Annotated in this window: 24 protein-coding genes; 12 read left to right on the top strand and 12 right to left on the bottom strand. The window is 66.6% G+C overall.

Annotated features, from left to right (window positions below; translation table 11 throughout):
- Window positions 1-44: 44 nt before the first annotated feature.
- The gene (locus VSR34_RS02770; protein ID WP_028209520.1) at window positions 45-557 is read right to left on the bottom strand and encodes a flavin reductase family protein; all 513 of its coding nucleotides are present in this window, start codon (window positions 555-557) and stop codon (window positions 45-47) included.
- A 180-nt stretch (window positions 558-737) separates the two neighbouring features.
- Here VSR34_RS02770 and msrA point away from each other — a divergent pair, with 180 nt between their 5' ends.
- Complete coding sequence (msrA, locus tag VSR34_RS02765; RefSeq protein ID WP_342961806.1) at window positions 738-1286, top strand: peptide-methionine (S)-S-oxide reductase MsrA; 549 nt, start codon at window positions 738-740, stop codon at window positions 1284-1286.
- 46 nt (window positions 1287-1332) lie between these two features.
- Here msrA and VSR34_RS02760 read toward each other — a convergent pair whose 3' ends face one another.
- From VSR34_RS02760 to pdxH, 3 genes are all read right to left on the bottom strand, one after another.
- Window positions 1333-2796, bottom strand: a complete 1464-nt coding sequence (locus VSR34_RS02760) for a DUF72 domain-containing protein (protein ID WP_342961805.1) — start codon at window positions 2794-2796, stop codon at window positions 1333-1335.
- A 126-nt stretch (window positions 2797-2922) separates the two neighbouring features.
- Window positions 2923-4137, bottom strand: coding sequence for a cyclopropane-fatty-acyl-phospholipid synthase family protein (locus VSR34_RS02755; RefSeq protein ID WP_342961804.1), 1215 nt, complete (start codon window positions 4135-4137; stop codon window positions 2923-2925).
- 206 nt (window positions 4138-4343) lie between these two features.
- Window positions 4344-4979, bottom strand: a complete 636-nt coding sequence (gene pdxH / locus VSR34_RS02750) for a pyridoxamine 5'-phosphate oxidase (protein WP_028209523.1) — start codon at window positions 4977-4979, stop codon at window positions 4344-4346.
- Between the two features lie 174 nt (window positions 4980-5153).
- Here pdxH and tcdA point away from each other — a divergent pair, with 174 nt between their 5' ends.
- Window positions 5154-6026 (top strand): tRNA cyclic N6-threonylcarbamoyladenosine(37) synthase TcdA, encoded by an 873-nt coding sequence (tcdA, locus tag VSR34_RS02745; RefSeq protein ID WP_342961803.1) that lies wholly within the window; start codon window positions 5154-5156, stop codon window positions 6024-6026.
- A gap of 105 nt (window positions 6027-6131) precedes the next feature.
- Here the strand turns inward: tcdA and VSR34_RS02740 are convergent, their stop codons facing one another.
- The 3 genes from VSR34_RS02740 to VSR34_RS02730 form a co-directional block, all read right to left on the bottom strand.
- Window positions 6132-6866, bottom strand: a complete 735-nt coding sequence (locus VSR34_RS02740) for a Crp/Fnr family transcriptional regulator (protein ID WP_342961802.1) — start codon at window positions 6864-6866, stop codon at window positions 6132-6134.
- Window positions 6867-7686: 820 nt separating this feature from the next.
- Complete coding sequence (trxA, locus tag VSR34_RS02735) at window positions 7687-8535, bottom strand: thioredoxin (RefSeq protein WP_342961801.1); 849 nt, start codon at window positions 8533-8535, stop codon at window positions 7687-7689.
- A gap of 133 nt (window positions 8536-8668) precedes the next feature.
- Window positions 8669-9550 carry a pirin family protein gene (locus tag VSR34_RS02730; protein ID WP_342961800.1) on the bottom strand — a complete coding sequence of 294 codons (882 nt, stop codon included), beginning with the start codon at window positions 9548-9550 and terminating at the stop codon, window positions 8669-8671.
- Window positions 9551-9765: 215 nt separating this feature from the next.
- Here VSR34_RS02730 and VSR34_RS02725 point away from each other — a divergent pair, with 215 nt between their 5' ends.
- Window positions 9766-10662: an EamA family transporter gene (locus tag VSR34_RS02725; RefSeq protein WP_342961799.1), complete on the top strand. Its 897-nt coding sequence runs from the start codon at window positions 9766-9768 to the stop codon at window positions 10660-10662.
- Between the two features lie 133 nt (window positions 10663-10795).
- Here the strand turns inward: VSR34_RS02725 and VSR34_RS02720 are convergent, their stop codons facing one another.
- Both VSR34_RS02720 and tsaE read right to left on the bottom strand, forming a co-directional pair.
- Entirely contained in the window at window positions 10796-12370 is a 1575-nt protein-coding gene (locus tag VSR34_RS02720) for an N-acetylmuramoyl-L-alanine amidase (RefSeq protein WP_342961798.1), read from the bottom strand.
- The gene (gene tsaE, locus VSR34_RS02715; RefSeq protein WP_028209531.1) at window positions 12352-12954 is read right to left on the bottom strand and encodes a tRNA (adenosine(37)-N6)-threonylcarbamoyltransferase complex ATPase subunit type 1 TsaE; all 603 of its coding nucleotides are present in this window, start codon (window positions 12952-12954) and stop codon (window positions 12352-12354) included. Before tsaE ends, VSR34_RS02720 begins: the two co-directional genes overlap by 19 nt.
- A gap of 143 nt (window positions 12955-13097) precedes the next feature.
- Between tsaE and queG the strand changes: the two genes are divergently transcribed.
- The 6 genes from queG (at window position 13098) to VSR34_RS02685 (ending at window position 19301) form a co-directional block, all read left to right on the top strand.
- Window positions 13098-14390 (top strand): tRNA epoxyqueuosine(34) reductase QueG, encoded by a 1293-nt coding sequence (gene queG, locus VSR34_RS02710; RefSeq protein ID WP_342961952.1) that lies wholly within the window; start codon window positions 13098-13100, stop codon window positions 14388-14390.
- Between the two features lie 111 nt (window positions 14391-14501).
- Window positions 14502-14987: a methylated-DNA--[protein]-cysteine S-methyltransferase gene (locus tag VSR34_RS02705; protein ID WP_342961951.1), complete on the top strand. Its 486-nt coding sequence runs from the start codon at window positions 14502-14504 to the stop codon at window positions 14985-14987.
- A gap of 10 nt (window positions 14988-14997) precedes the next feature.
- Window positions 14998-15972, top strand: a complete 975-nt coding sequence (gene xerD, locus VSR34_RS02700) for a site-specific tyrosine recombinase XerD (RefSeq protein ID WP_028231448.1) — start codon at window positions 14998-15000, stop codon at window positions 15970-15972.
- 41 nt (window positions 15973-16013) lie between these two features.
- A complete protein-coding gene (gene ybaK, locus VSR34_RS02695; RefSeq protein WP_028209535.1) occupies window positions 16014-16505 on the top strand; it encodes a Cys-tRNA(Pro) deacylase in 492 nt (163 codons plus the stop codon).
- Between the two features lie 175 nt (window positions 16506-16680).
- Complete coding sequence (plsY, locus tag VSR34_RS02690) at window positions 16681-17301, top strand: glycerol-3-phosphate 1-O-acyltransferase PlsY (protein WP_342961797.1); 621 nt, start codon at window positions 16681-16683, stop codon at window positions 17299-17301.
- A gap of 200 nt (window positions 17302-17501) precedes the next feature.
- Window positions 17502-19301, top strand: a complete 1800-nt coding sequence (locus tag VSR34_RS02685) for a methyl-accepting chemotaxis protein (protein ID WP_342961796.1) — start codon at window positions 17502-17504, stop codon at window positions 19299-19301.
- Between the two features lie 170 nt (window positions 19302-19471).
- Here VSR34_RS02685 and VSR34_RS02680 read toward each other — a convergent pair whose 3' ends face one another.
- The gene (locus tag VSR34_RS02680) at window positions 19472-19957 is read right to left on the bottom strand and encodes a YajQ family cyclic di-GMP-binding protein (protein ID WP_028209548.1); all 486 of its coding nucleotides are present in this window, start codon (window positions 19955-19957) and stop codon (window positions 19472-19474) included.
- 268 nt (window positions 19958-20225) lie between these two features.
- Between VSR34_RS02680 and murB the strand changes: the two genes are divergently transcribed.
- A complete protein-coding gene (gene murB, locus VSR34_RS02675) occupies window positions 20226-21281 on the top strand; it encodes a UDP-N-acetylmuramate dehydrogenase (RefSeq protein WP_342961795.1) in 1056 nt (351 codons plus the stop codon).
- Between the two features lie 36 nt (window positions 21282-21317).
- Here the strand turns inward: murB and VSR34_RS02670 are convergent, their stop codons facing one another.
- Entirely contained in the window at window positions 21318-22145 is an 828-nt protein-coding gene (locus VSR34_RS02670; RefSeq protein ID WP_028231452.1) for an EAL domain-containing protein, read from the bottom strand.
- Window positions 22146-22400: 255 nt separating this feature from the next.
- Here VSR34_RS02670 and hmgA point away from each other — a divergent pair, with 255 nt between their 5' ends.
- Window positions 22401-23750 (top strand): homogentisate 1,2-dioxygenase, encoded by a 1350-nt coding sequence (gene hmgA, locus VSR34_RS02665; protein WP_036045417.1) that lies wholly within the window; start codon window positions 22401-22403, stop codon window positions 23748-23750.
- On the top strand, window positions 23747-25060 hold the full coding sequence (fahA, locus tag VSR34_RS02660; protein WP_342961794.1) for a fumarylacetoacetase: 1314 nt from the start codon (window positions 23747-23749) through the stop codon (window positions 25058-25060). Before hmgA ends, fahA begins: the two co-directional genes overlap by 4 nt.
- An 81-nt stretch (window positions 25061-25141) precedes the next feature.
- On the opposite strand, the gene VSR34_RS02655 is transcribed toward fahA, so the two are convergent.
- Complete coding sequence (locus VSR34_RS02655; RefSeq protein ID WP_342961793.1) at window positions 25142-26299, bottom strand: MFS transporter; 1158 nt, start codon at window positions 26297-26299, stop codon at window positions 25142-25144.
- Between the last annotated feature and the right edge of the window lie 29 nt (window positions 26300-26328).

The raw sequence follows: 26328 nt of genomic DNA, 5'->3' as shown, positions 1-26328 counted from the left end.
TGGGCGCTGTGTCTCAGCGCCCTGGGCTTACCCGAAGCGCCGGATCAGAGCGACTGGATCTGGTGAAACGCGCCGCCGTGGAACACGAGCGGCGAAGCGTCGTCGCCATCTTCGCGCACGCCGCAGCGCTCCACCTCGCCCACGAAAATCACGTGGTCGCCTTCGTCGTAGCGGCTGCGGTTGTGGCATTCGAACCACGCGATCGCGCCGTCCAGCACCGGCATGCCGGAGTCGCCGGCCGCGTGCGAGACACCCTCGAAGCGGTCACCCTTCACGGTCGCAAAGCGCTTGCACAGGTCGAGCTGCGACGCGGCGAGCACATTGATCACATAATGGCTGTTCGAGCGGAACACGGGCATGGAAGCCGAGCGCGTGGCGAGGCTCCACAGCACGAGCGGCGGATCGAGCGAGACCGAGTTGAACGAGCTGGCCGTGATGCCGATGAGCTGGCCGTCGGGGGCGCGCGTCGTGATCACGGTCACGCCGGTGGCGAACTGGCCGAGCGCGCGGCGGAACGCGGCGGCGTCGAAATTGGGCGGGCTGGCGTGGCGGGTCATCGGCGCAGGCCCTCGCGGGGCGCGCAAGCGGCGGCGGGAGCGGAAGTCGGAATCAACGTCATGTGGAAAATCGGCGAATTGTCACAATTTTAGCGGAAGCGGCGGACGGCGGGTCTCGCGGGCAACCGCGCGGCGATGTCTGCGATTGTGTCCGCACTCACGATCAAAGGAGCGAACAGCATGAGTCAGTCAGTCGAAACGGCCACCCTGGGCGGCGGATGCTTCTGGTGCCTCGAGGCGGTGTATCTGCGCGTGAATGGCGTGAGCGCGGTGGAGTCGGGCTACGCGGGCGGCCACGTGGCGAACCCGAGCTACGAGCAGGTCTGTGACGGCGACACCGGCCACGCGGAGGTCGTGAAGGTGGAGTTCGATCCCGCGACGATCAGCTACCGCGAGATTCTCGACATCTTCTTCGCGATTCACGACCCCACGCAGCTGAACCGCCAGGGCAACGACGTGGGCACGCAGTACCGCTCGGCGATCTTCACGCACTCCGAGGCGCAGCGCGAGACGGCCGAACAGGCGATCCGCGAGCTGGCCGCCGAGGGCGTATACGACGGCAAGATCGTCACCCAGGTGCTGCCGCTCGACGGCAACTATTTCCCCGCAGAGGCGTATCACCAGAACTACTTCGCCCAACACCCGAACCAGGGCTATTGCTCCTTCGTGGTCGCGCCGAAGGTCGCGAAATTCCGGCAGAAGTTCGCGCACCGGCTCAAGCCAGAATAAGCGGCGAACGGCGCGCGGGCGGTTTTTTCGCATCCCCCCGCGCGCATTAGCCGTCTTCTCGTTTCTCTTCCTGTGCGCCGGGCTGCACGTCGTCCGGCGCATCTGCCTGTCCGACCGTTGGCGGGCTCGTTGCTTCGAGCATCGTTTCCCCGCGCAAGCGCTCCATCTCGTCGGCGATCGCCCGCGCGAGCTTGGCGCAGGTGAGCGGCGCCGAGCCCTCCGCCTTGTTGTTGGTCGTGATCAGCACGGGCTGGCCCGCCATCGCGTAGCGTGCAGCCAGTTCGGCGAGTGTGACGCACGTATGCGGGTCTTCGTCGACGAGCTTGTCGAACGGCTCGTAGCGCGCCTTCGCCTGCTCGTACTTGAAGCCGCTGTGCAGGCTCCAGCGCACGATCAGCGGTCCGGCGGGCGTTTCGCCGTCCATCAGCGCGAGCGCCGCGGCCTGGCGCAGGGGATCCGGCATGCGCGCATGCAGCCCCACGCAGTAGCGCACGCCCGCGGCGCGCAGCATGCGCACGAAGCGCGGCGTGAGGAGGATCGCGTCGCGGATTTCGACCGCATAGCAGGGGCCGTCGACGCCCTCGGCGGGTTCGGGCAGCGGGGGCAACGCGGCGAGAAACGCCGCAAGGCGCTCGACGAAGGCCGCCGGGTCGGCGAGCAACGGGTCGGGCAGCGGCGGAAACTGGAACACGAGCGCGCCCGCCTTGATCCCAAGGCCCGCGAGGCATGGTTCGACGAACTCGCGTGCGGCGAGCTCCGCGTTGAGAAAGCATGGGTTCGCCGAGACGGGCTCGCCACGCTCGCCGCGCACGCTGGCGTCGGTGACGAGCGCCGGCGCCTTCACGATGAAGCGGAAGGAGTCGGGCACCTGCTGCGCGTAGCGCAAGTAATCAGTGACGGTGAGCGGCGCGTAGAACGAGCGGTCGATGCTCACCGAGCGCAGGAGCGGATGCGCACCATAAGCCGAGAGGCCGTCGCGCGCGAGCTTCGACTGGCTGTAATCGTCGCCGTAGACGATGCCGCGCCAGCCCGGAAACGACCACGACGAGGTGCCGAGGCGCACGCTCGCGGGCAGCGCGGCGGCCGTGTCGAGCGTGTCTTGCGTCGCCACGGCAGGCAGCACGCCGCGGCCGCGGCGTTTGGGGGCGGCCGGGTTGGCCGTGCGCTCTTTTGGCGGTTTCGCGCGCGGTGCGCGTGGCTGTGGCTCGCCTTCGTCGCGTTCTTCGATTGCGGCGTCGTCGTCCGTGGCGCGGGCGAGGCGTTTGGTGGCGGGCTTCTGCGTGGGCGCCGGTGCTGCAAAACCGAACAGATCGGGCTGCGGCTCGGCGCGCGTTTCGGTTGTCCGCGCCATGCGGCGCGCCGCATGGCGCAGGCCGTCGCGGCCGGAATCGTTGGCCGCCGCGCGCGGCGCTTCACCGGCTGGGCCGCCCGTCATATCGCCAAACAGGTCGTGACCCGCGCCGTGGTCCAGATCCTGGCCCAGATGGCGGCCGTCATCGCGTTCGTTCATGCAGTTGCGTCGCGCTTTGCGTTGTGATGGCGGTCGAGGGGCGAAGCCGCTCGTGCCACGCTCGACTGCCGGGCAGTCGAATCGCGGGCGGCGCAGCGAGCGAGGCCCGCGGCGCCGCCGCTTGCGTCAGAGCGGCTTCTCGTACATATACCGGCGCGACCACGGCAGCGTTTTCGCGCTGCGGCCGGCCTTGCGGCAGACGATCTGGAAGATCGACACGTCGTCGTGCTCGAACGCGTACGCGCAACCCGCCAGATAAACGCGCCAGATGCGGAACTTCTCGTCGTCGACGAGCTTTCTCGCTTCCTCGGCGCGCGCCTCGAAATTCTCTGCCCAGATATCGAGCGTGTGCGCATAGTGACGGCGCAGGCTCTCCACGTCAACCGCCTCCAGGCCGCCGCGCTGCGCCGCTTCGAGCGCGAGGCCGATGTGCGGCAGCTCGCCGTCGGGGAACACGTAGCGGTCGATGAACTCGCCGCCGCCGAGCGCCGTTTCGCCCGAGTCGGCGTCGGACGAGGTGATGCCGTGGTTCATCGCGACGCCGTCGTCGGCGAGCAGGTCGTGGACCTTGCGGAAATAGCCCGGCAGATTCTTGCGCCCGACGTGCTCGAACATGCCCACGCTCGTGATGCGGTCGAACTGGCCGTGTATGTCGCGATAGTCCTGCAGCCGGATCTCGATGCAATCGTCGAGGCCCGCGGCCTTCACGCGCGCGGTGGCGAGATCGAACTGGTTCTGCGAGAGCGTCACGCCCACGCAGCGCGCCCCGAACTTCTGCGCGGCGCGCAGCACGAGCGCGCCCCATCCGCAGCCGATGTCGAGCAGCGTCTGGCCTTCCTCGAGCTGGATCTTGGTGAGGATGTGGTCGATTTTCTTCAACTGCGCGGTGGCGAGATCTTCGTCGCCGTTTTCGAAATACGCGCACGAATAGACCATGTTCTCGTCGAGCCACAGCTTGTAGAACTCGTTCGAGACGTCGTAGTGATACTGGATGGCCCGTTTGTCCGTGGACTTCGAGTGCGTGAAGTAGCGGCGCACGCGCGCGAGCTTGCTGGCGCTCGTGACGGTGCTGCGCGCGAGCGAGTAGCTGATGTTGATGATGTCGGCCAGCTTGCCCTCGATGTCGATCTTGCCCTTCACGTAGGCCTCGCCGAGGTTGTCGAGGCTCGGCTCCAGCAGGAGCGGCAGCGCCGCCGCGCTATTGACCTTGAGCGTGACCTGCGGCGCGGCGAAGTGGCCGAAATCGTACTGCTGGCCGCTCCACAGGACGAGGCGGGCGGGCAGATCGGCCCGGTTGCGCACTTCTTCTACCCACTGTGCGAGTTTCTTCTCCCAGAACATGCGTTTCTCTCCATGTCAGATGAACGGTTGAAGCCCAATGACAAAAGCGAATTGCGATGCTTGATATCTGGCAACGGCGTTTTGGCAACAGCGTTTTTTGCAGCAGGGTTGTGGCAACAGCAATATGGCAACAGCAAGCTGCCGACGGCGGGTGAGACGAAAACCCGGTCGCGCGGCGCGCGCTCGGCGACGCCGCGCGCATGCGCTCAGGGCGCGAGACGTTCGATGCGCCAGAGCGCGCCGTCCCGAACGTAGTGAATGCGGTCGTGCAGCCGCGACGGCCGGCCCTGCCAGAACTCGATGGCGCTCGGCACGAGCCGGTAGCCGCCCCAGTGCGGCGGCCGCGGCGGCGCTTCGCCATATTGCGCCGCGATCTCGCGCTCGCGCGCTTCGAGCGCCTCGCGGTTCGCGATCACCGTGCTCTGGTCCGAGGCCCACGCGCCGATGCGCGAGCCGAGCGGGCGCGAGTTGAAGTAGGCGTCGCTTTCCTGGGCGCTCGTGAGCTCGACCTTGCCCTCGATACGCACCTGCCGCTCCAGTTCGATCCAGTAGAAGAGTAGTGCCGCATGCGGATTCGCGGCCAGCTCGCGGCCCTTGCGGCTTTCGTAGTTCGTGAAGAACACGAAGCCGCGTTCGTCCACGCCCTTGATGAGCAGGATGCGGGCGGCGGGGCGGCCCGCTTCGTCGACCGTTGCGACCGTCATGGCGTTGGGCTCGGGCAGCTTCGCGTCGAGCGCCTGGGCGAACCAGGTCTGGAACTGGCGGATCGGATCGGGATCGACGTCGGCGACGTCGAGCGAGCCGAGCGAGTAGTTCTTGCGGAGATCGGCGAGGGTTGTCATCTTTTATGCGGATGCTTCAGTTTGGACGAGTATAACCGGCAGGAAACGAACAGGCGACGAGGCAGCGCGCGCCGGGTCTCGGGGGCCCCAGCGGGCGCGATCAGGCAAAATACGGGTCTTGCGAGGACTGCTGCGCGCCGTGCGCGGCCGGTCCGCTCACGATTGCCAACTGTCATGACCCTTACTCCGCTTTCCCCCGCCGCCGGCTCCGACGATCTTACCGCGAGCCCTGCCGCCGATGTTGCCGACCGGGCCCGCCGATTCGGCGGAATCGCGCGGCTTTATGGCGCACCGGCGCTCGACGCGTTCGAGCGCGCCCACATTGCTGTGATCGGCATTGGCGGCGTGGGTTCGTGGGCGGCCGAGGCGCTCGCGCGCAGCGCGATCGGCAAGCTCACGCTCATCGACCTCGACAACGTCGCCGAGAGCAACACCAACCGCCAGATCCATGCGCTCGACGGCAACTACGGCAAGCCGAAGGTCGAGGCCATGGCCGAGCGTATCAAGCTCATCGATCCGGCGTGCGACGTGCGGCTCGTCGAGGATTTCGTGGAGCCGTCGAACTTCCAGGCGTTGCTCGGCGGCGGCTTCGACTATGTGATCGACGCCATCGACAGCGTGCGGACCAAGACCGCGCTGATCGCCTGGTGCGTCGAGCATCGCGTGCCGCTCATCACGGTAGGCGGCGCGGGCGGGCAGCTCGACCCCACGCGCATCCGCATCGACGACCTCGCGCTCACGATCCAGGATCCGCTGCTCTCCAAGGTGCGCGGCCAGTTGCGCAAGCAGCATGGCTTTCCGCGCGGGCCGAAGGCCAGGTTCAAGGTGAGTGCGGTGTATTCGGACGAACCGCTCATCTATCCCGAAGCCGCCGTGTGCGATATCGATCCCGAGGCCGAGCACGTGAGTACGTCGCCGGGACATCATGGGCCGGTTGGATTGAACTGCGCGGGCTTTGGCTCCAGCGTGTGCGTGACCGCGAGCTTTGGTTTCGCGGCGGCTTCGTATGTGCTGCGGGCGTTGGCGCATCGCGTCGGCGCGCGCTGAAGTCGGGTAGCAGGAACGCAAGAGAGCGTGCCTCGCGAGGCACGCTCTCTTATCGCCCTGAAACCGCGAAAACGAGGAAGCGAATGAACCCGGCGCCGGCCCGGCTTATTCGACGGCTTCCGCTTCGTGCAGGCGCGGCAGCAGGCGATCGAACTCGCGGCGCACGAGACCGTAGCACTCGCAGGCGCGCGCTTCGAGGCGCTGGCGGTCGAGCACGCGGATCTTGCCGCGGCTGTGATGGATCAGACCTTCGTCATGCAACTTGCCGGCCGCTTCCGTGACGCCTTCGCGTCGCACGCCGAGCATGTCCGCGATCAGTTGCTGCGTCACGCTGAGATCGTTCGAGTCGACACGGTCCACTTCGATGAGCAGCCAGCGGCACAGCTGCTTGCTCAGCGAGTGGTGACGGTTGCACGCGGCCGTCTGGGCGACCTGCGTGAGGAGTGCATGCATGTAAAGCAGCGTAACGCGGCGCAGGAGGTCCGAGCGCGCGAACTGCTGCTTGAGCGCATGTGCGCTGATGCGATAGGCGAAGCCGGAGCTTTGCACCTGCACGCGGTTCGGCATGGTTTCGCCACCGGTCAGCACCGGCACGCCAGTCATACCTTCACGGCCCACGGCTGCTATTTCGACGGAGCTGCCGTCTTCCATCGTCGAGAGCATCGAGATGACGGCCGTCGTCGGAAAGTACACGTGATGAATACGCTGGCCGCAGTCGCAGAGGAGTTGTTCAGTGCGCAGTTGAACAAGCTCGAGATGCGGCGCCAATGCCTGCCACTCGTGGGACGGAAGCGCGCCCAGCAAATGGTTGCCGTGCAGATCGGATTGAAGGGTCAACATGATTGGTCCTCGCGTGAAGCGGCGCACCGCCCCTTGTCTTTTGTGATTCCGTGCGCCGAACTTTTTTGTTATCGCCGCTACCCCAACGGCTATTCGTTCGCTGCGCCGGCCCCATGAGCCCCGTAGCGTTTGGTGATCTCGTCTGTCTGCGTCCGCGCTTCGGTGGCGAACTCTACTTAGCAGGGCTTGTGCCAGAAGTGGCGAAAGTGAGGGTGCTTGCGGGTTAGCGAGGCGACAGCTGTTTCGGAAGCGGCGCAATGCCGCATTTATTGTTTCAGTTTTGTACAACGCCCGCGCTCGGGCGCCTGCGAAGTCGCTGAAGTTTGCTTCCTCTAACCCTTTGATTCAGTGCGGATTTCGCGTTCCGCATGCGGGGCATCGAAAATGCATCCTCTCTGAAACATCGTCGAGCGACGGCCGTGCGGACTTTGCACGATGGCCACCGAAGTGGCGCGGATTCGATCCACTTCCGTTGGGCTCGCGCCCACACCTTCGCAGAAACGTTCGGATGTGAAACATCACTTCGCGCTGCCGCCTTCGCACTTCGTGCGTTGCCGCACATAACGACGGCCGAGCCACCGATGGCAGAAAAAAGTCCGTAGCGGTCGCTGCAATCCAGGGGGGCGCGCGAACAGATTCGCGATGCGTATCCACGCGAGACGGCGCTCGAGATCATCGAGGCGCAGTTGGACTGCTATCCCGGGGAAGACGACATCGTGCGTTTCGGCGATCAGTACGGCCGCGTTCGGGCGTTAACCGACTGATCGCCAGGCGAGCAGGCAACGCGAGGGCGCATGCGGCGTCCTCCGCGCGCTCAAAATCAATTCAACGTCGCACTCAGCTTGCGGCGCCACTCGCTCACGAGCTGCGGCTGGTGCGCCGCGAGGTCGAACACGGAGAGCATGGTCTTGCGGCCCACGTCGTCGCGGAACGCGCGGTCGCGCTTGACGATCTCCAGCAGATGCTCGAGCGCGCCCGCGTACTTGCGACGCGCGATCAGCGCGTTCGCCAGATCGAAGCGCGCTTCGAGATCGCCGGGGTTGGCGGCCACCTGGGCTTCGAGCGCGTCGGTGGGGGGCAGGTCCGCGGCGGCGTCGAGCGCGTCGAGGCGCGTCTTGATCGCGTTGAAGCGCGCATCGATGCCCTGCGTGGTCTTCGGCGAGAGCAGCTCGACTTCCTTTTGCGCGTCGTCGCTGCGGTTGTCGGCGAGCAGCATCTCGATCAGATCCATACGCACGTCATCGTTGCCCGGATCGAAGGCGAGCGCGGCCTGCAGCGCTTCATAGGCTTCGTCGCGGCGGCCCTCGGCCAGCGCTTCCTGCGCGGCCTGGCGCGCGGCTTCGGCGCCGTCGGGGATCAGGCCGTCGAGGAACTGGCGCAGCTGGCCTTCCGGGAGCACGCCCACGAACTGATCGACTGCCTGGCGATCCGCGAACGCCACGACGTGCGGAATGCTGCGCACGCCGAAATGCGCGGCTAGCTCCTGGTTTTCGTCGACGTTCACCTTCACGAGCTTCCACTTGCCCGCGTATTCGGCTTCGAGCTTTTCGAGCATCGGGCCGAGGCTTTTGCAAGGGCCGCACCAGGGCGCCCAGAAGTCGACGAGCACCGGCGCCAGCGCCGACGCTTCGATCACGTCTTTTTCGAAAGTGGCGAGAGTGGTGTCCATTGCGTCCTCGTTGAGAAATCCGTCATGTGGCTAGTTGGGGACGAAACGCCGGGATTTCAATCGGCGACTTCTGCGGCCAATTCACCGGCCACCACCGGCAACCAGCGGCACCGGCGGGCACCAGCGGGCACCTTCAGCGCGGCTTCTTCTCCGGCAGCGGAATCCATTCCGTTTCGCCGGGGACATGCCCCATTTCCTGGCGCGTCCATGCCGCCTTGGCGGCTTCGATCTTTTCGCGCGAGCTTGCCACGAAATTCCATTCGATGAAGCGCTCGCCTTCGAGCTTCTCCCCGCCGAGAAGCATCACCCGTGCCCCGCCCGCGCTCGACAGCGTGACGGTCTCGCCGGGCACCAGCACGGCCATCGTGTGCTGCTCGAGCGGCGTGCCGTCGACGGCGAGGTCGCCTTCCACGAGGTAGACGCCGCGCTCTTCATGCTCCGCGTCGAGCGCGAGCGCGCTGCCCGGCGTGAAATCTGCTGCCACGTAGAGCGTGCCGGAGAACGTCTCCACCGGCGAAGTCGCTCCGAACGCCGAGCCCGCGATCACCCGTATGGACACGCCGTTGCGCTCGATCTCGGGCAGCGTCGCGGCGGCGTGATGGAAGAACGACGGTTCCGCGTCTTCGTGATCGAGCGGCAGCGCGACCCAGGTCTGGATGCCGTGCATGACGAGGCCGGTGGCGCGGTCCTCGTCGGGCGTGCGCTCGGAGTGGACGATGCCGCGCCCGGCCGTCATCCAGTTCACGTCGCCGGGGACGATCTTCTGGCTGGAACCGATGCTGTCGCGATGCATCAACGCCCCGTCGAACAGGTACGTGACTGTGGCAAGGCCGATATGCGGATGGGGACGCACGTCGACGCCCGACCCCGGCGCGAGCGTGGCGGGGCCCATGTGATCGAAGAAGATGAACGGGCCGACGAGCCGTGCCGCGAGCGCGGGCAGCACGCGCCGCACATAGAGATTGCCGATGTCGCGTTGATGAGGCTTGAGAACCGCTTTGATCGATGAGGACATGAGGCTTCCTTGATGGGTCGTACGGCGTAATGGTGTTGGCGAATCGGTGTTGGCGAAATCGACGCGCAGGCAGCGCGTGAGGCAGGTTGGCGCTCATTCTAACGCCGGCCTTACCGACGTGTGGCTAAGGCGTTGGCGCCGCGGCGCCCCTCGCGACGAGGCGGTAACATTGCTGACTCGTTTCGCAAGGGTCGACGTAACAGGAGGAGCAGGGGATGTCGCCGAAGGACTTGTTGCTCGCGATGGTGGTGGTGCTGGCTTGGGGTGTGAATTTCGTGGTGATCAAGGTGGGGCTGCACGGCGTGCCGCCGCTTCTGCTCGGCGCGCTGCGCTTCATGCTGGCGGCCTTTCCGGCGGTGCTGTTCGTGAAGCGTCCGAAAATGCCGCTGCGCTGGTTGATCGCCTACGGCGCGACCATCTCGCTCGGCCAGTTCGCGTTCCTCTTCACGGCGATGTACGTGGGCATGCCCGCGGGGCTCGCCTCGGTCGTGCTGCAGGCGCAGGCGTTCTTCACGCTCGGCTTCGCGGCGCTCTTCCTCCACGAACGCTTTCACGCGCAGAACGTGATCGGACTGCTGATCGCGGCTGCCGGCCTCGCGCTGATCGGCCAGGAATCGACCGGGGCCGGCGCGCAAGGCATGACCATCGCCGGCTTCCTGCTCACGCTGTGCGCGGCCTGCATGTGGGCGCTCGGCAATATCGTCACGAAGAAGGTGGGCAAGGTGGATCTCGTCGGCCTCGTGGTGTGGGGAAGCCTCGTGCCGCCGTTGCCGTTCCTGCTGCTTTCGTACTGGATGGAGGGGCCGCAGCGCATCGGGCAGGCGCTTGCGGGCATCGGCATGACTTCGGGGGGTGCGATCGTCTATCTTGCGTTCGTCGCCACATTGCTCGGTTATAGCCTGTGGAGCCGCCTGCTCTCGAAATATCCGGCCAGCCAGGTGGCGCCATTTTCGCTGCTCGTGCCCATCGTCGGGCTGGCCTCGGCATCGCTCCTGCTCGGCGAGCGTCTCACGGCCGCCGAGATCGGCGGCGCCGTGCTCGTGATTGGCGGCCTCGCCGTCAATGTGTTCGGCGGGTGGGTCAAGCAGCGGGTTGCCGACGCGCGCTCCTGAGCCGGCTCGCCATCCCGTTCCGAACCCGGTTTGAATCCCGTTGAATCCACGATTGAACCCGGAATCCCTTAGCGCCAAATGACAACGCCGCGCAGCCCGAAGGCGTGCGCGGCGTGCTCCGGGCTGCGGGGGGTCAGGTCATGCGGCTCTTCGCGAGCGGCGGATTCGCAGCGAAGTAGCGCTTGATCCCCTTGAGGATGGCGTTCGCCATCTTGTCGCGATAGGCGTCGTCGTTGAGCTTGCTCTCTTCCTCGGGATTGCTGATGAAGGCCGTCTCCACGAGGATCGACGGAATGTCGGGCGCCTTGAGGACCGCGAAGCCCGCTTGCTCGACGGAGCCCTTGTGCAGCTTGTTGATCTCGCCGACTTCGTCGAGCACGAAGCCGCCGTAGCGCATCGAGTCGCGGATCTGCGCCGTCGTCGACATGTCGAAGAGCGCGCGGTTCACGGCGGCGTCGGCCGTTTGCACGCTGATGCCGCCGATCTGGTCCGACGAGTTTTCCTTGTTCGCCATCCAGCGCGCCGCCGCGCTCGAGGCGCCGTGCTCCGAAAGCGCAAACACCGACGAGCCGCGCGCGGCGGGCGTGGTGAACGCGTCGGCGTGGATCGAGACGAACAGGTCCGCGCCCACGCGGCGCGCCTTCTGCACGCGCACGTTCAGCGGCACGAAGAAGTCGGCGTCGCGCGTCATCATCGCGCGCATGTTGGGCTGGGCGTCGATCTTCGCGCGCAGCTTCTTCGCGATGTCGAGGGCGACGTGCTTCTCGTAGGTGCCCGCGCTGCCGATCGCGCCCGGGTCCTCGCCGCCGTGGCCGGGATCGATCGCGACGGTGAGCAGGCGCGTGGTGTTGCCCCTGCCAGACTTTGGTGGCGCCGTGAAGCCGTAGCTGTCGTCGGTGCTGCCATCAACGTTGCTGCCGTTGTTACGCTGAGCGACGACGGGCGGCTGCGGTTTGGGCGCGGACTTGCCCGGACGCGGCACCGCCACGCCAGGCGTCACCGGCGGCACCGGCGGAACCTGTGACGAGGAACGCGGCGCGGCGCTCGTGTCGCTCTGCGCATAGCGCTCGAAGAAGGCGTCGCTATTGTCGTGCGCGGGCGCATTGGGGCCAGCGAGCGTCGACGGCGTGGAAGGCGGCGCGCTGTCCTTCATGGCCTCGTTCGCGTCGAATTGCTGCTGCTTGCGCTCGGTCTGCGCGAGCAGCTCCATGAGCGGGTCGGGCGCAACCGCGGGATAGAGGTCGAACACGAGCCGGTACTTGTACGAGCCGATAGGGGCAAGCGTGAACACCTGCGGCTTCACTCCGCCCTTGAGGTCGAACACCATGCGCACGACGTGCGGCTGGTACTGGCCCACGCGCACGGCCTGGATCTGCGGATCGTTCGGCGTGATCTTGGAGACGAGGTTCCTGAGCGCATCGTCGAGATCGAGCCCGCTCAAATCGACGACGAGACGGTCGGGGCCCTGCAGCAATTGCTGCGAGTTCGAGAGCGGCTGGTCCGATTCGATGGTGACGCGCGTGTAATCGCGCGCGGGCCACACGCGCACGCCGATGACCGAGGTGGCCCACGCGAGGCGCGGCGCGGCAAGACCGAGCACGAGCGTGGAGGCGCCCGCCTTCAGGATCTGCCGGCGGCGCCAGTTGTGCGTGGCGGTGGCGGCCGATTCGATCGAGCGGAACGGTTTTATCAACATCTTTCTAGACATGCCTTTCCTGATGCACTGTATGCGTAGGCGGTGAGCACGCGGCCGTCGCCGCTTGCATCCGGCTCGAGCGAAAACACGAGATCGGGCACGCCCAGCAGGCCGCCCGCGCGTTGCGGCCATTCGACGAGGCACACCGCATCCTGCGCGAAGTATTCGCGAAAGCCCGAGTCCGCCCATTCGGCCGGATCGCTGAAACGGTACAGATCGAAGTGATAGAGCGGGAGTTCCCCGCTCGGTGTTGCCACCGTGTACGGCTCGACGAGCGTGTAGGTCGGGCTGCGCACGCGCCCCGTGTGGCCGAGCGCGCGCAGGGTGGCGCGCACGAGCGACGTTTTGCCCGCACCGAGGTCGCCGTGCAGTTGCACGTGCAGGCCGTGGAAGGGCGGCGTGCCGGGATCTTGCGCGCCGGCTTGTGCAGCGTTGTGCGCATCGTTCGCGCGCAGCGATTCGAGCGCGTGCGCAAAGCGTGCGCCGAAGGCGTCGGTGGCGGCTGCATCTGCGAGATCGAAACGGCGTTCGAGGAGAACGTCGGCAGAGCGTTCAAGCGGAAGCGGCGCGTGGTCGTGACCGGGCGTGTCGGGCATTCTCGTAAAATGACATGATGAACCCCACGCATTCCCCTTCCAACTTCGCGCAGGACGTGCGCGCGTCTTCGGAGGCGCTCGACTCGACGTCTCATCAAGCGCATGCGCTGCGAGAATCGTCTGTGCCTGCTGCTGAGCAGGCCATGCCGCTCGATGACGCGGCGCTCGCCGCGCTCGCGGCGCGCATCCGGACGTGGGGGCGCGAGCTGGGGTTCGGTGCGATCGGCATCAGCGACACCGACCTTTCCCATGCCGAGGCGGGCCTCGCCGCGTGGCTCGAAGCAGGCTGCCACGGCGAGATGGATTATATGGCCAAACATGAGATGAAACGCGCGCGGCCCGCCGAGCTTGTGGCCGGCACGCGACGCGTGATCACCGCACGGATGGCCTATTTGCCCATCGATACGCTCGCGCCGAATGCGACGGGAAAGCGACACGAAAGTGCTTCGCAAGGCGGCGACGAGGCAAGCGCCGCTGCTGGCACCCGGGCTGGCGCCCCGGTCGGCACCACGGGTGAGTCGGCACCCGGCACGGACGTTGCCCATGAGAGCCTTCATGCCATCCACGCCGACTGGCGCCTGCGCGAGCACGCGCGCCTTGCCGACCCGAATGCCGCCGTCGTATCGATCTACGCGCGCGGCCGCGACTATCACAAGGTCTTGCGCGCTCGTCTGCAGCAACTCGCCGAGCGTATCGAGGCCGAGATCGGCAAGTTCGGCTTTCGCGTGTTCACGGATTCCGCACCCGTGCTCGAAGTCGAACTCGCGCAGAAGGCCGGCGTCGGCTGGCGCGGCAAGCACACGCTGCTCTTGCAGCGCGATGCGGGTTCGCTGTTCTTCCTCGGCGAGATCTACGTGGACGTGCCGCTGCCCATCGACGCCGACGACCCGGCCAGCGCAGCGCCAGAAACGCCCGGCGCGCATTGCGGGAGCTGCACGCGTTGCATCGATGCATGCCCGACGGGCGCGATCACCGGTCCGTATCGCGTGGATGCGCGCCGCTGCATTTCCTATCTGACGATCGAATTGAAGGGCAGCATTCCCCTGGAATTACGCGAGCTGATCGGCAATCGTGTGTATGGCTGCGATGACTGCCAGCTCGTCTGCCCATGGAACAAGTTTGCCCAGGCCGCGCCGGTGGCGGACTTCGACGTGCGCCACGGGCTCGACCGCGCGAGCCTCGTCGACCTGTTCGGCTGGAGCGCCGCGCAGTTCGACGAGCGCATGCAGGGCAGCGCGATACGGCGCATCGGCTATGAACGCTGGTCGCGCAACATCGCGGTCGCGATGGGCAACGCGCTGCGCGCGACGCGAAAGCGCCCGGCGAATGCGGACGATGCCGCGCGCGATGCCATCGTGAAGGCGCTGCGCGCGCGCGAGCGTGACGAATCGGCGATCGTGCGCGAACACGTGCAGTGGGCGCTCGAAGCGGCCTGAAACGACGATGCGAGGAAGAACATGGGCGTGAAAATGCAGAGCGGCGTGCTGGAAATCGCGCGCGCAACGCGGCACCATGGCGTGCAACGCTCGCGCACGAAGGAGGCAGCGATGTTCAACGCAGTGATCGACGCACCGTTCGGCAAAGTCGGCATTCGCACCGGCGGCGAGGCGCTGCGCGAGATCGTCTATTTGCCGGCGCACACGGCGAGCGTCGAGCCCGATGGCGAACTCGCCGAGCGCGCGGCCGCGCAGATCGCACGGTATTTCGAAGACGCCGATGCCGGCTTCGACCTGCCGCTCGCACCGCTTGGCACGCCGTTCCAGCGGCGCGTGTGGGACGGCATCTGCGCGATCGAGGCGGGCGAGGTGCTCACCTATGGCGAACTCGCGAAGCGCATCGGCAGCGACAGCGCGCGCGCCGTGGGCCAGGCATGCGGCGACAATCCGTTTCCGATCGTCATTCCGTGTCATCGCGTGGTGTCGGCGAGCGGCTTCGGAGGTTTCGCCCATCATGGGGGCGAGGGCTTCTTTCGCGACGTGAAGCGCTGGCTGCTCGCACACGAATGCACGACGAACCGGTTTGAGCTCCGATAACACGATGACGATGACGACGAACCCGCCGCCGCTTCCCGAGAGCGAAGCCGCCGAAGAAACGGAGCAAGCGCTCGAACCCGCTGCCGCCGAAGCGCTCGCAGCGAGCCTCGCTTCCATCGACACGTTTTGCGACGCGATGTGGCTCGAGCACGGCCTCTCGCGCAACACGCTCGACGCCTACCGGCGCGACTTGCGCCTCTTCGCGCAATGGCTCGCGCGCGAGCGCGCCAATTCGCTCGACAAGACGCGCGAAGACGATTTGTTCGCCTACAGCGCGCGCCGCAAGGACGACAAATCCACGTCGGCGAACCGGCGCCTTTCGGTGTTTCGCCGCTACTACGGCTGGGCGTTGCGCGAGCAGCGCGTGCATGCGGACCCGACCGTGCGCATCCGCTCGGCGAAGCAGCCGCCGCGTTTTCCTTCCACGTTGAGCGAGGCGCAGGTCGAGGCGTTGCTCGGCGCGCCCGATGTGAACACACCGCTCGGCCTGCGCGACCGGACGATGCTCGAGCTGATGTATGCGAGCGGCTTGCGCGTGACCGAACTCGTCACGCTCAAGACCGTCGAGGTGGGCCTGAACGAAGGCGTCGTGCGCGTGCTCGGCAAGGGCTCGAAGGAGCGCCTCATTCCGTTCGGCGAAGAGGCGCACGCGTGGATCGAGCGTTACTTGCGCGAGGCGCGGCCCGCGTTGCTCGGCGCGCGCACGACCGACGCACTGTTCGTGACCGCGCGCGCCGAAGGCATGACGCGCCAGCAGTTCTGGCACATCATCAAGCGCCACGCGGCGGCGGGCGGCGTGCACGCGCCGCTCTCGCCCCACACCATGCGCCACGCGTTCGCCACCCATCTGCTCAATCACGGCGCCGATCTGCGCGTCGTGCAGCTGCTGCTCGGCCACAGCGATATCTCCACTACGCAGATCTACACGCACGTCGCGCGCGAGCGGCTGCGCTTGCTGCACGAGAAACACCATCCGCGCGGGTGAGCCGGCACCGCCCGTGCGGGCCGTGCGATTACAATGCGCCGATGAGCAAAACGAAACATGTCTCCGAAACGCCCGCCACGCAGATGCTGCGCCGCGCGGGCGTCGCCTTCGGCGAACACCCCTACGAGTATGTCGAGCATGGCGGCACGGGCGAGTCCGCGCGCCAGCTCGGCGTGGACGAGCATCGCGTCGTCAAGACCCTCGTGATGGAGGACGAGCACGCCAGGCCGCTCGTCGTCCTCATGCATGGCGACCGCAAGGTTTCGACGAAGAATCTCGCGCGCCAGATCGGCGCGAAGCGCGTCGAGCCCTGCAAGCCCGAAGTGGCGAACCGGCATTCGGGTTACCTGGTGGGCGGCACGTCGCCGTTCGGCACGAAGAAAAGCATGCCCGTGTACGTCGAATCGACCATACTCGACCTCGACCAGATCTGGCTCAACGGCGGTCGGCGCGGTTATCTGGTGAGCCTCGCGCCTTCGGTGCTCACGACGCTGCTCGACGCGAAGCCGGTGCAGTGCGCGAGCGTCGAGTGACGCACGAGGTCCCGGACCCGCTTCACTTTGCTTCCCTGAATACCCTGGCTTGCGGCGCCTGCGTGGGCAGCTGGCGCCCGCGCTTGGGTAGAATGAGCGCCGTCGCGCGTCGCCGGGCGGGAGCGCCAAGTCTCAAGCCCGGCGCGCATCGTTCCACTTTCTCCGGGTTTCGTGCATGTACAACCTGTTCGTCGCCGTTCTCGCCTATCTGATCGGCTCGATTTCGTTCGCCGTGATCGTGAGCGCCTTCATGGGCCTCGACGATCCGCGCTCCTACGGCTCCGGCAACCCCGGCGCGACCAACGTGCTGCGCAGCGGCAACAAGAAGGCCGCGATCCTCACGCTGATCGGCGACGCGTTCAAGGGCTGGCTGGCCGTCTGGCTCGTCGTGCGCTTCGGCCCCCGCTACGGTCTCGGCGACGCGGCGATTGCGCTGGCCGCCATCGCCGTGTTCCTCGGGCACCTGTACCCGGTGTTCTTCCGCTTCAAGGGCGGCAAGGGCGTTGCGACCGCGGCCGGTGTGCTGCTCGCCGTGAATCCGATCCTCGGCGTCGCCACGCTCGCCACCTGGCTCATCGTCGCGTTCTTCACGCGCTACTCGTCGCTCGCGGCGCTGGCAGCCGCAGTGTTCGCGCCGCTTTACTACGTGTTCATGTTCGGCCCGCGCATCGTCGCGCTCGCCATCCTCGCCATGAGCGTGCTGCTGTTCTGGCGGCACCGCGCGAACATCGCCAAGCTGATCGCGGGCAAGGAAAGCCGCATCGGCGAGAAGAAGACCTCTGGCGCCGTGAAGTAGCCTGCCAGCGGTCATGGGGCACTGCGTCATTAATCTGACTATTTCGCCCAACCTGAGGCTATCTTCGGGCAAGTAGCGAAAAGTGGCGCGCGTTCTGCAGTGGCGCCCTCAAGAATGCCGTGCGGCCTGCCGTAATCCCGGTTGTTTTCCGACCAGGTTTTTACGGCTTCCTCTTCATTTCCCACACGGCAATCCCCCCCATGTTTTCCACCATCCGCTCGCGCATCGTCGCGCTATGCGTCGTCATTGTCGTGGCCGCACTCGCCGCGAATACGGCGCTCAACTATTTCGTCGCGGATTCGCACAACAAGGATTCGATCGACAGCACCCTCTCGGCGCTCGAAGAGAGCCACGCGCAGGGCATAGGCGAGTGGGTCGCGACCCACACGCGGATGATCGACTCGCTGCAGGACGCCGTGCTCGGTGCGGACCCCGTGCCGGCGCTCAAGCAGATCGCGGCGGCAGGCGGCTTCCAGAACGTCTACGTGGGTTATGCCGACCGCACGGCGAAGTTTTCCGACGCGAACGGCATTCCGCCCGACTACGATCCGACCGGGCGCCCTTGGTACAAGCAGGCCGTCGCGGCCGGCAAGGCGGTCGTTACGCCGCCCTATGTCGATGTCGGCACGGGCAAGCTCGTGGTGGCGTTCGCGGAGCCGGTGATTCGCGACGGCGCCGTGAAAGGCGTCATCTCCGGTGACGTGACGATGGACAGCGTGATCGCCAACGTCCGCTCGATTCATCCCACGCCGGCGAGCTTCGGCATGCTCGTCGACGCGAGCGGCGCGATCGTTGCGCACCCGGACGCGCAACTCACGCTCAAACCCGTCGCCGAACTCGCGCCCGACCTCGCCGGCGATCGTCTGAACGCATTGTTCGCGGCCAACGCGCCGTTGCAGGTCGACGTGAAGGGCGACACCAGGTTCATGCGTGCGCAAACGATTCCGGGCACCGACTGGCGCGTGGTCGTCGCCTACGACCGCGCCGATGCGACGGCCGGTATGCGCTCGCTGCTCACGGCGTCGCTCATCGCGCTCGTGGTGATCGCGGTCGCGGCGGCGGCGATCGTCGCGGCGGCCACGGCCGTGTCGTTCCAGCGCCTTTCGCGCGTGCGCGACGCGATGGACGCGATCAGCGCCGGCGAGGGCGATCTCACGAAACGCCTTCCTGCCGTGGGCAACGACGAAGTCGCGCAGATCGCGCGATCGTTCAACGCGTTCATGGACAAGCTGCGCGACGTGATGCGCAACATCCGCGACGCGAGCCAGTCGGTGCGCACCGCGAGCGACGAGATCGCGGCGGGCAACGTCGACCTGTCGGGCCGCACGGAGTCGGCGGCGGCGAGCCTCGAAGAGACGGCCGCCTCGATGGAGCAGATCACGGCGACGGTCGCGCAGTCGGCGAACGCGGCGCAGCAGGCCGACGTGACGGCGGCAACGGCTTCGCAGGCGGCCTCGCGCGGCGGCTCCGTGATCGGCGACGTCGTGCATACGATGGGCGACATCGAGAAGGCTTCGGTGAAGATCGCCGACATCATCGGCGTGATCGACGGCATCGCGTTCCAGACCAACATTCTCGCGTTGAACGCCGCGGTGGAAGCCGCGCGCGCGGGCGAGCAGGGCCGCGGCTTCGCGGTGGTGGCGGGGGAAGTGCGCAGCCTTGCGCAGCGCAGCGCGCAGGCGGCGCGCGAGATCAAGGCGCTGATCGAATCGACCGTTTCGAGCGTGACCTCGGGCTCGCAGCTCGTGCGCCGCGCTGGCACGACGATGGACGAGATCGTGGCGAACGTCTCGAACGTGACGACCATCATCTCCGAGGTCACCAACGCGGCCAGCGAGCAGACGCGCGGCATCCAGGAAGTGAACCGCGCGGTGAGCCAGCTCGACGAGATGGTTCAGCAGAATGCGGCGCTCGTCGAGCAGTCGACGGCCGCAGCGGCGGCGCTGCGCAGCCAGGCCGCCAGTCTCGCCGACGCGGTGGGACAGTTCAGGCTCGATTGACGAGGGAACTCGCAGGCAGTGAGAAAGCGGCGCCGCTTTCTCACCTTCAAATATGGCGCTGTCGAATTTGAAGACGCCGGAGACGGCTCGCGGTGATAAAGGAAAGTCTTGCGAAGCGCCAGGCCAGCGGGGCGGGCCATGCCGCCTCGCCGTGTGCCTGCAAGGCGGATTTAATCGCGGAAGTTGTTGAAGTCGAGCGGCGTGTCGGTCACGTCCTTGCGCAGCATGGCGATCACGCTCTGCAGATCGTCGCGCTTGGCGCCCGTCACGCGCACGGCGTCGCCCTGGATGCTCGCCTGCACCTTGATCTTGCTGTCCTTCACGAGCCTGACGATCTTCTTCGCGAGGTCGCCCGACACGCCCTTCTTCACGGTGATGACCTGCTTGACCTTGTCGCCGCCGATCTTCTCGATCTTGCCGTAGTCGAGAAAACGCACGTCCACATTGCGCTTGGCCATTTTCGAGACCAGCACGTCCTTCACCTGGCCGAGCTTGAAATCGTCGTCGGCGAACGCGGTCAGTTCGCGCTCCTTCTGCTCGACGCGCGAATCCGAGCCCTTGAAGTCGAAGCGCGTGGAGATCTCCTTGTTCGATTGCTCCACGGCGTTCTTCACTTCGATCATGTTGGCTTCGCTGACGACGTCAAACGATGGCATTGCTTTCTCCCAAAAGTACGAGGTGCAGAACGACTGCGCAAATCACGACGCTAACGAGCGAGGCAAAAGCGACGCAAACGAACAACGCAAAAGCGACGCAAACTGCGCGCCCGGGCGCTGCGGCTGCATTCGTTGCCGCATTTTGAGGCAGCGGCTCGCACACTCGCTATAATCACGGACCGACGCCATTCTACCGGCGCGGTTGCGTTTGCCCAAGGCGGCTTTTCCTGCCTGATTTCGTCCGCTGTCCGTGTTCCGTTCTCCCCCAATGCCCCTCGTCCCAACGCCCGTCGATACGTCTCCCGTGTGGTTTGCCGCCGGCTATCCGCTGCGCGCGCACAACACGTTCGGCTTCGACGTGCGCGCCCGCTATGCGTGCCGGGTCGAAAGCGAGGCCGATCTCTCCGCTGCCGTGCGCGATCCGCGCGCCCAGGGCTTGCGCACGCTCGTGCTGGGCGGCGGCAGCAATGTCGTGCTCACGCGCGACTTCGACGGTCTCGTGCTGCTCGTGGCGCTCCGCGGCAAGCGCATTGCCCACGAGGATGGCCAGTCATGGTACGTGGAGGCGGCCGCGGGCGAGAACTGGCACGATTTTGTCGCCTGGACGCTCGAAGCCGGTATGCCGGGCCTCGAGAATCTGGCGCTGATTCCGGGCACGGTGGGCGCGGCGCCGATTCAGAATATCGGCGCGTATGGCCTCGAGATGGCGGAGCGCTGCGTGTCGGTCAGGGCCATCGAAATGGCGACCTGCCGAGCGATGGAGTTCGACGCGGCCGCCTGTCGCTTCGGCTACCGCGACAGTTTCTTCAAGCGCGAGGGGCGCGATCGTTTCGTCGTGACGTCGGTGACGTTCCGCCTGCCGAAGGTGTGGCAGCCCAACGCGGGCTATGCCGACCTCGCGCGCGAACTGGCTCAGTGCAACGCCGGCGAGGCGCCGCATGCGCGCGCAGTGTTCGACGCCGTGGTGGCGGTGCGGCGCGCCAAGCTGCCCGATCCGCTGCAACTGGGCAACGCGGGCAGCTTTTTCAAGAATCCCGTGATCGAGGCGTCGCAGTACGACGCGCTCGTCGTGCGCGAGCCGCAGATCGTTTCGTACCAGCAGTCGGACGGGCGCGTGAAGCTCGCGGCCGGCTGGATGATCGACCGCTGCGGCTGGAAGGGCCGCGCGCTGCGCGCCGCGGCCGTGCATGAGCGTCAGGCGCTCGTGCTCGTCAATCGCGGCGGAGCCACCGGCGCGGACATTCTCGAACTGGCAGAGGCCATCCAGCGCGACGTGCTTGCGCGCTTCGGCGTCGAGCTGGAGCAGGAACCCGTCAGCCTCTAGGTCGCGCGTCAGCCCGCCTACGCGCCGGAATCACCCTCAAACCACCTTGTCCTGGGCCGCGAACACCGGCCCCTGCACGAAGCGCACGTCGTACTGCTGCAACTGCTCGAACTGCGCCGCATCGGTCACGCGGTTGAAGATCAGCGGGATGCGCAGCCGCGCCGCATAGCTCACGAGCGGCTTCACCATCGAATCGCGCAATGCCGACGACGCGTCCATCTTCAGGAAGTCGGGTCGCGGCATGTCCGATACCGAGAGGATTTGCCCGGCGTTCGGCAGATTGCCCGCCACCTTGAACCCGTAACGCTGATAGCTCTTCGTGAGATAGCTGAGGAAGGTGCGGTGCGCCACCGCCGCCGGCGGCAGCTCGATCACGATGCGCCCGGGATTGAGCCCGAACGACACCAGCACGTTCGAGAAATGCCGTCCGTGGTCGTACTTCACGCTCTTGAGCAGCCGTTCATGCACGCGCAGGAAGAGCAGCCCGTGCTGCTGGCCCCCCAGAAAGTTGATCGCGTGCAGCGCGCGCACCATGCGGTCCAGCGCGACCAGCTCGGGATCGTCGAGCGCGTCGCTGAACGGGTCGAAGGGCGCAAGGGCGCCGTCCTGTTCGCGCAGCGTCACCGCCTGATACCCGAGTTCGTCGCCAAAGCGCGAGGCCAACGAGAGGTCGGCGGTGAGCGACTGCGCCCCGCTGTGCACGCTGATGTCGTAGATCGGCTCGTAGGCGCTCAGCAGTTCCACGCTGCGCCGCCGCGCTACGGCCTCTTTGGCGTGCACGCCGCTGCCCATCGCGAGGTGCTCGCCCAGAAACGGATGGTCGGCGGCACGGGCGACGAGCTCGGGAATGGTGGGAGCAATCATGGTGGTGTAGCGGGGCGCGAGTGAGAGGTGCGAGCCCGACCCGGGGCCGCATGGACCGATGGTAGCAGCCCGCAGCCGCGCCGGATGGACTGTTTGGTCATAACGTTATCGGCCGCGCCCGCGCTTTCTGGAGGCCTGCCGGCGTTTGGCAGGGATTGGCCAGGGTATACACGTAATTTCACTAAACGTAATTCGTTTTACCATCCGTAAATCGCGTGACCTGATGTCATGACCCGAGAACGTGGAGAGACGGCAATGAATGCACCTTTGCGGCACCCGACCGAAGTCCAGCACGGCTACATGAGCGGCTTCGCCAACGAGTTCGCGACCGAGGCGCTGCCGGGCGCGTTGCCCGCAGGGCAGAACTCGCCGCAGCGCTGCGCCTACGGCCTGTATGCTGAGCAGCTTTCCGGCACGGCGTTCACCGCGCCGCGCTCGCACAACCGCCGCACGTGGTTCTACCGGATCCGTCCGGGCGCCGTGCACCAGCCGTTCACGCCGCTCGCTTCGCATCCGGACACGAACGGGGCGCCGCGCCTCGTCGCCGATTTCGGCGACGTGCCGCCCACGCCGCCCAACCAGTTGCGCTGGGACGCGCTGCCCATGCCCGCCGAGCCCACGGATTTCATCGACGGCTGGGTGACGATGTCGGGCAACGGCTCGGCGGCGTCGATGAGCGGCTGCGCGATCCACCTGTACGCGGCCAACCGGCCGATGGTCGACCGCTTTTTCTACAACACCGATGGCGAACTGCTGATCGTCCCGCAGCAGGGGCGCCTTGCGATCCGCACCGAGATGGGCCGGCTCGACGTCGAGCCGTTCGAAATCGCCGTGATTCCGCGCGGCGTGCGCTTCACGGTGGATCTGCCCGACGGCGAAGCGCGCGGCTACATCTGCGAGAACTTCGGCGCGCTGCTGCGTTTGCCCGATCTCGGCGTGATCGGCTCGAATGGCCTCGCCAATCCGCGCGACTTCCTCACGCCCGTCGCCGCCTACGAAGACCGCGAAGGCAATTTCGAGCTCGTCACGAAGCTCAATGGCCAGCTCTGGCGCGCCGACATCGGCCATTCGCCGCTCGACGTCGTGGCGTGGCACGGCAACTACGCGCCCTACAAGTACGATCTGCGCCGTTTCAATACGATCGGCTCGATCAGCTACGACCATCCGGATCCCTCGATCTTCCTCGTCCTGCAATCGCCGACGGACACGCCCGGCGTCGACGCGATCGACTTCGTGATCTTCCCGCCGCGCTGGCTCGCGGCCGAGAACACGTTCCGGCCGCCCTGGTATCACCGCAACGTGGCGAGCGAGTTCATGGGTCTCGTGCACGGCGTGTACGACGCCAAGGCCGAGGGCTTCGTGCCGGGCGGCGCGAGCCTGCACAACTGCATGACGGGCCACGGCCCCGATGCCGAGACGTTCGAGAAGGCCTCGGCTTCCGATACGACCAGGCCGAACAAGGTCGACGACACGATGGCCTTCATGTTCGAGACCCGCACGCTGATCCGCCCGACGCGCTACGCGCTCGAAACGAGCCAGTTGCAGGCGAACTACTACGAGTGCTGGCAAGGCCTCAAGAAACACTTCAATCCGGAGCAGCAATGAGCAGCACGATGACGGACGAACTCAAGGCGACGCTCGATCCCCAGCGCAAGAGCTGGATCGAGCGTGCGAACGACGCACAGTGCGATTTCGCGATCCAGAACCTGCCATTCGGCGTGTTCAGCGATACGGGTAACGGGAACGCGCGCGTGGGCGTGGCGATCGGCGATCTCGTGGCCGATCTCGCGGTGCTGCACGAAGCGGGGCTGCTGCGTCTGCCCGCGAGCGCGCCGCAAGACGTGTTTGCGCGCCCCGCGCTGAACGACTTCATCGCGCTCGGTCGCGACGTGTGGCGCAGCGTGCGTGTGCAGCTTTCGTCGCTCCTCGCACGTGAAACGCCGACGCTGCGCGACGACGCGGCGCTGCGCCAGCGCGCCTTCGTCAAGCTCGCCGATGCAAAGCTGCATCTGCCCGTGCAGATTCCCGGCTACACCGACTTCTACTCGTCGAAGGAACACGCGACGAACGTCGGGGCGATGTTTCGGGATCCGAAGAATGCGCTGCTGCCGAACTGGTCCGAGATGCCGATCGGCTATAACGGCCGCGCTTCGTCGGTGGTGGTGAGCGGCACGCCGGTGCGCCGCCCCAATGGCCAGTTGAAGCTTCCCGATCAGGAGCGTCCGGGGTTCGGCGCGTGCCGCAAGCTCGATATCGAGCTGGAGACGGGCTTCATCGTCGGGCGCGGCAATGCGCTGGGCGAGCCGATCGCTTGTGAAGACGCCGAGGATCACATCTTCGGCATGGTGCTGCTCAACGACTGGAGCGCGCGGGACATCCAGCAGTGGGAATACGTGCCGCTCGGGCCGTTCAATTCGAAGGGCTTCGCCACGACGATTTCGCCGTGGGTCGTCACGCTCGACGCGCTGGAGCCGTTCCGCGTCGCGCAGCCCGCGCAGGAGCCGCAGCCGCTCGAATATCTGCGCCACAAGGGCGATCACGCGTTCGACATTGCGCTGGAAGTGAGGATGCGGCCCGAAGGCGCGACGGATGCGACGACCATCGCGCGCACGAACTTCCGCCACATGTACTGGACGATGGCGCAGCAGCTCGCGCATCACACGGTGGCGGGCTGCAACACGCGCGTGGGCGACCTGATGGGCTCGGGCACGATCTCGGGCCCGACGCCGGACTCGTTCGGCAGCCTGCTCGAACTCACGTGGAACGGGAAAAATCCGCTGGAACTGAAGAGCGGCGGCACGCGCGCTTTCATCGAGGATGGCGACGAGCTGACGCTGGCGGGCTGGTGCCAGGGCGATGGCTATCGCGTGGGTTTTGGCGCCTGCACAGGCAAGATCCTGCCGGCGCTGAAATAACGAAAGCTCAAGTCTGGAAAGCAGGACGGCCGATGCGCTACAGAGGCGCATCGGCCGTCTTTCTTTGTCGGTTGGACGACGCTACGCGCGCGCTTGCGCCAACCCTCGCGAGCGCTCCCAGCGCAGCGCGCCGAGAAAGACGAGCGCGCCCGCGAACAGCACCCATAGCATCGAATCGCGCCCCGCGTGCTGCATCAGCGCGCCGGTGACGATCGGGCCGCCGAAGCTCGCGGCGCTCCACGAGGCGCTCACGAGCGCGCTCGCGGAGACGAGCGCGATGCCTTCGAAGCGCTCCCCGCACGCGACGATGGCGAGCGTATAGATCGACCCCGCCGCCGCGCCGAGCACGAAGAGGAGCGGCCAGCGCAGCCACGGCGTATCCACGGCAAAGGGCAGGAGTGGTAGCAGCGCCGCGACGATCACGCCCATGAGCGCATGCACGCGCTCGCGGCCCAGGCGATCGGAGAGCCAGCCGATGGGGAACTGCATGGTCGTGTCGCCGAGCAGCACGACCGAGGCGAACAGCACGGCCACCTCGCTGCCGATGCCGTGACCCATGGCAAAGAGCGGCAGCAGCGAAAGCGCGAGCGTGTCGAAGAGCGCGAAAAAGCCCGTCGCGACGATGAGCGCCGGCATCTTCGGCATGACGTGACGCCAGCTGCCGTGCGGCTCGTGCAGATCGGTTTGCTGCGGATTCGAGCGGATTGCCGCGAGCATCGGCAGCGCAATGAGGAAGAGCGCGCCGCAGATCGCGAAGCGCCACGCCGTGAAGCCCGCGATCTGGCTCACGAGCACCGGGCCCGACATCTGGAACAGCGTGAACGTCGTGGCATAGATGCCGACGACGCGGCCGCGGTTCGAATCGTCGGCGAGTTCGTTGACCCACGCTTCGCCGATCGTGAAGAGCAGCATGAGCGCTGCGCCGCAGAGCATGCGCAGGAGCGCCCAGAGCCACAGGTTGGCGCTCGCCTGCATGAGCGCGGTCGCGATGGCGACGGTCAGCACGGAGCCGACGATCACCTGGCGCGAACCGAAGCGCGTGGAGATCCACGCCGTGAGCGGCACGACGGCCAGGCCCCCCAGCGCCTGCGCGGCCGTGAGCAGGCCGACGATGGCGGTGCCGTAGCCGGCGTCGGTGAGGGCGAGAGCGGTGAGCGGGAGTGTCGCGCCGGAGCCGAGGCCGACCACGGCTACGCTCAGGATCAGCGCGAGGAAGTCGCGGGTGAGGACGGTTTTCATCGGCCGCAATGCTACTACGGGGCGGCTAC

The organism is Paraburkholderia sp. JHI2823 (genome assembly GCF_038900695.1).
GTDB classification, from domain to species: domain Bacteria; phylum Pseudomonadota; class Gammaproteobacteria; order Burkholderiales; family Burkholderiaceae; genus Paraburkholderia; species Paraburkholderia mimosarum.
Note: the sequence above shows the minus strand (reverse complement) of the source record. Positions and strands in the feature narration are given on the sequence as shown.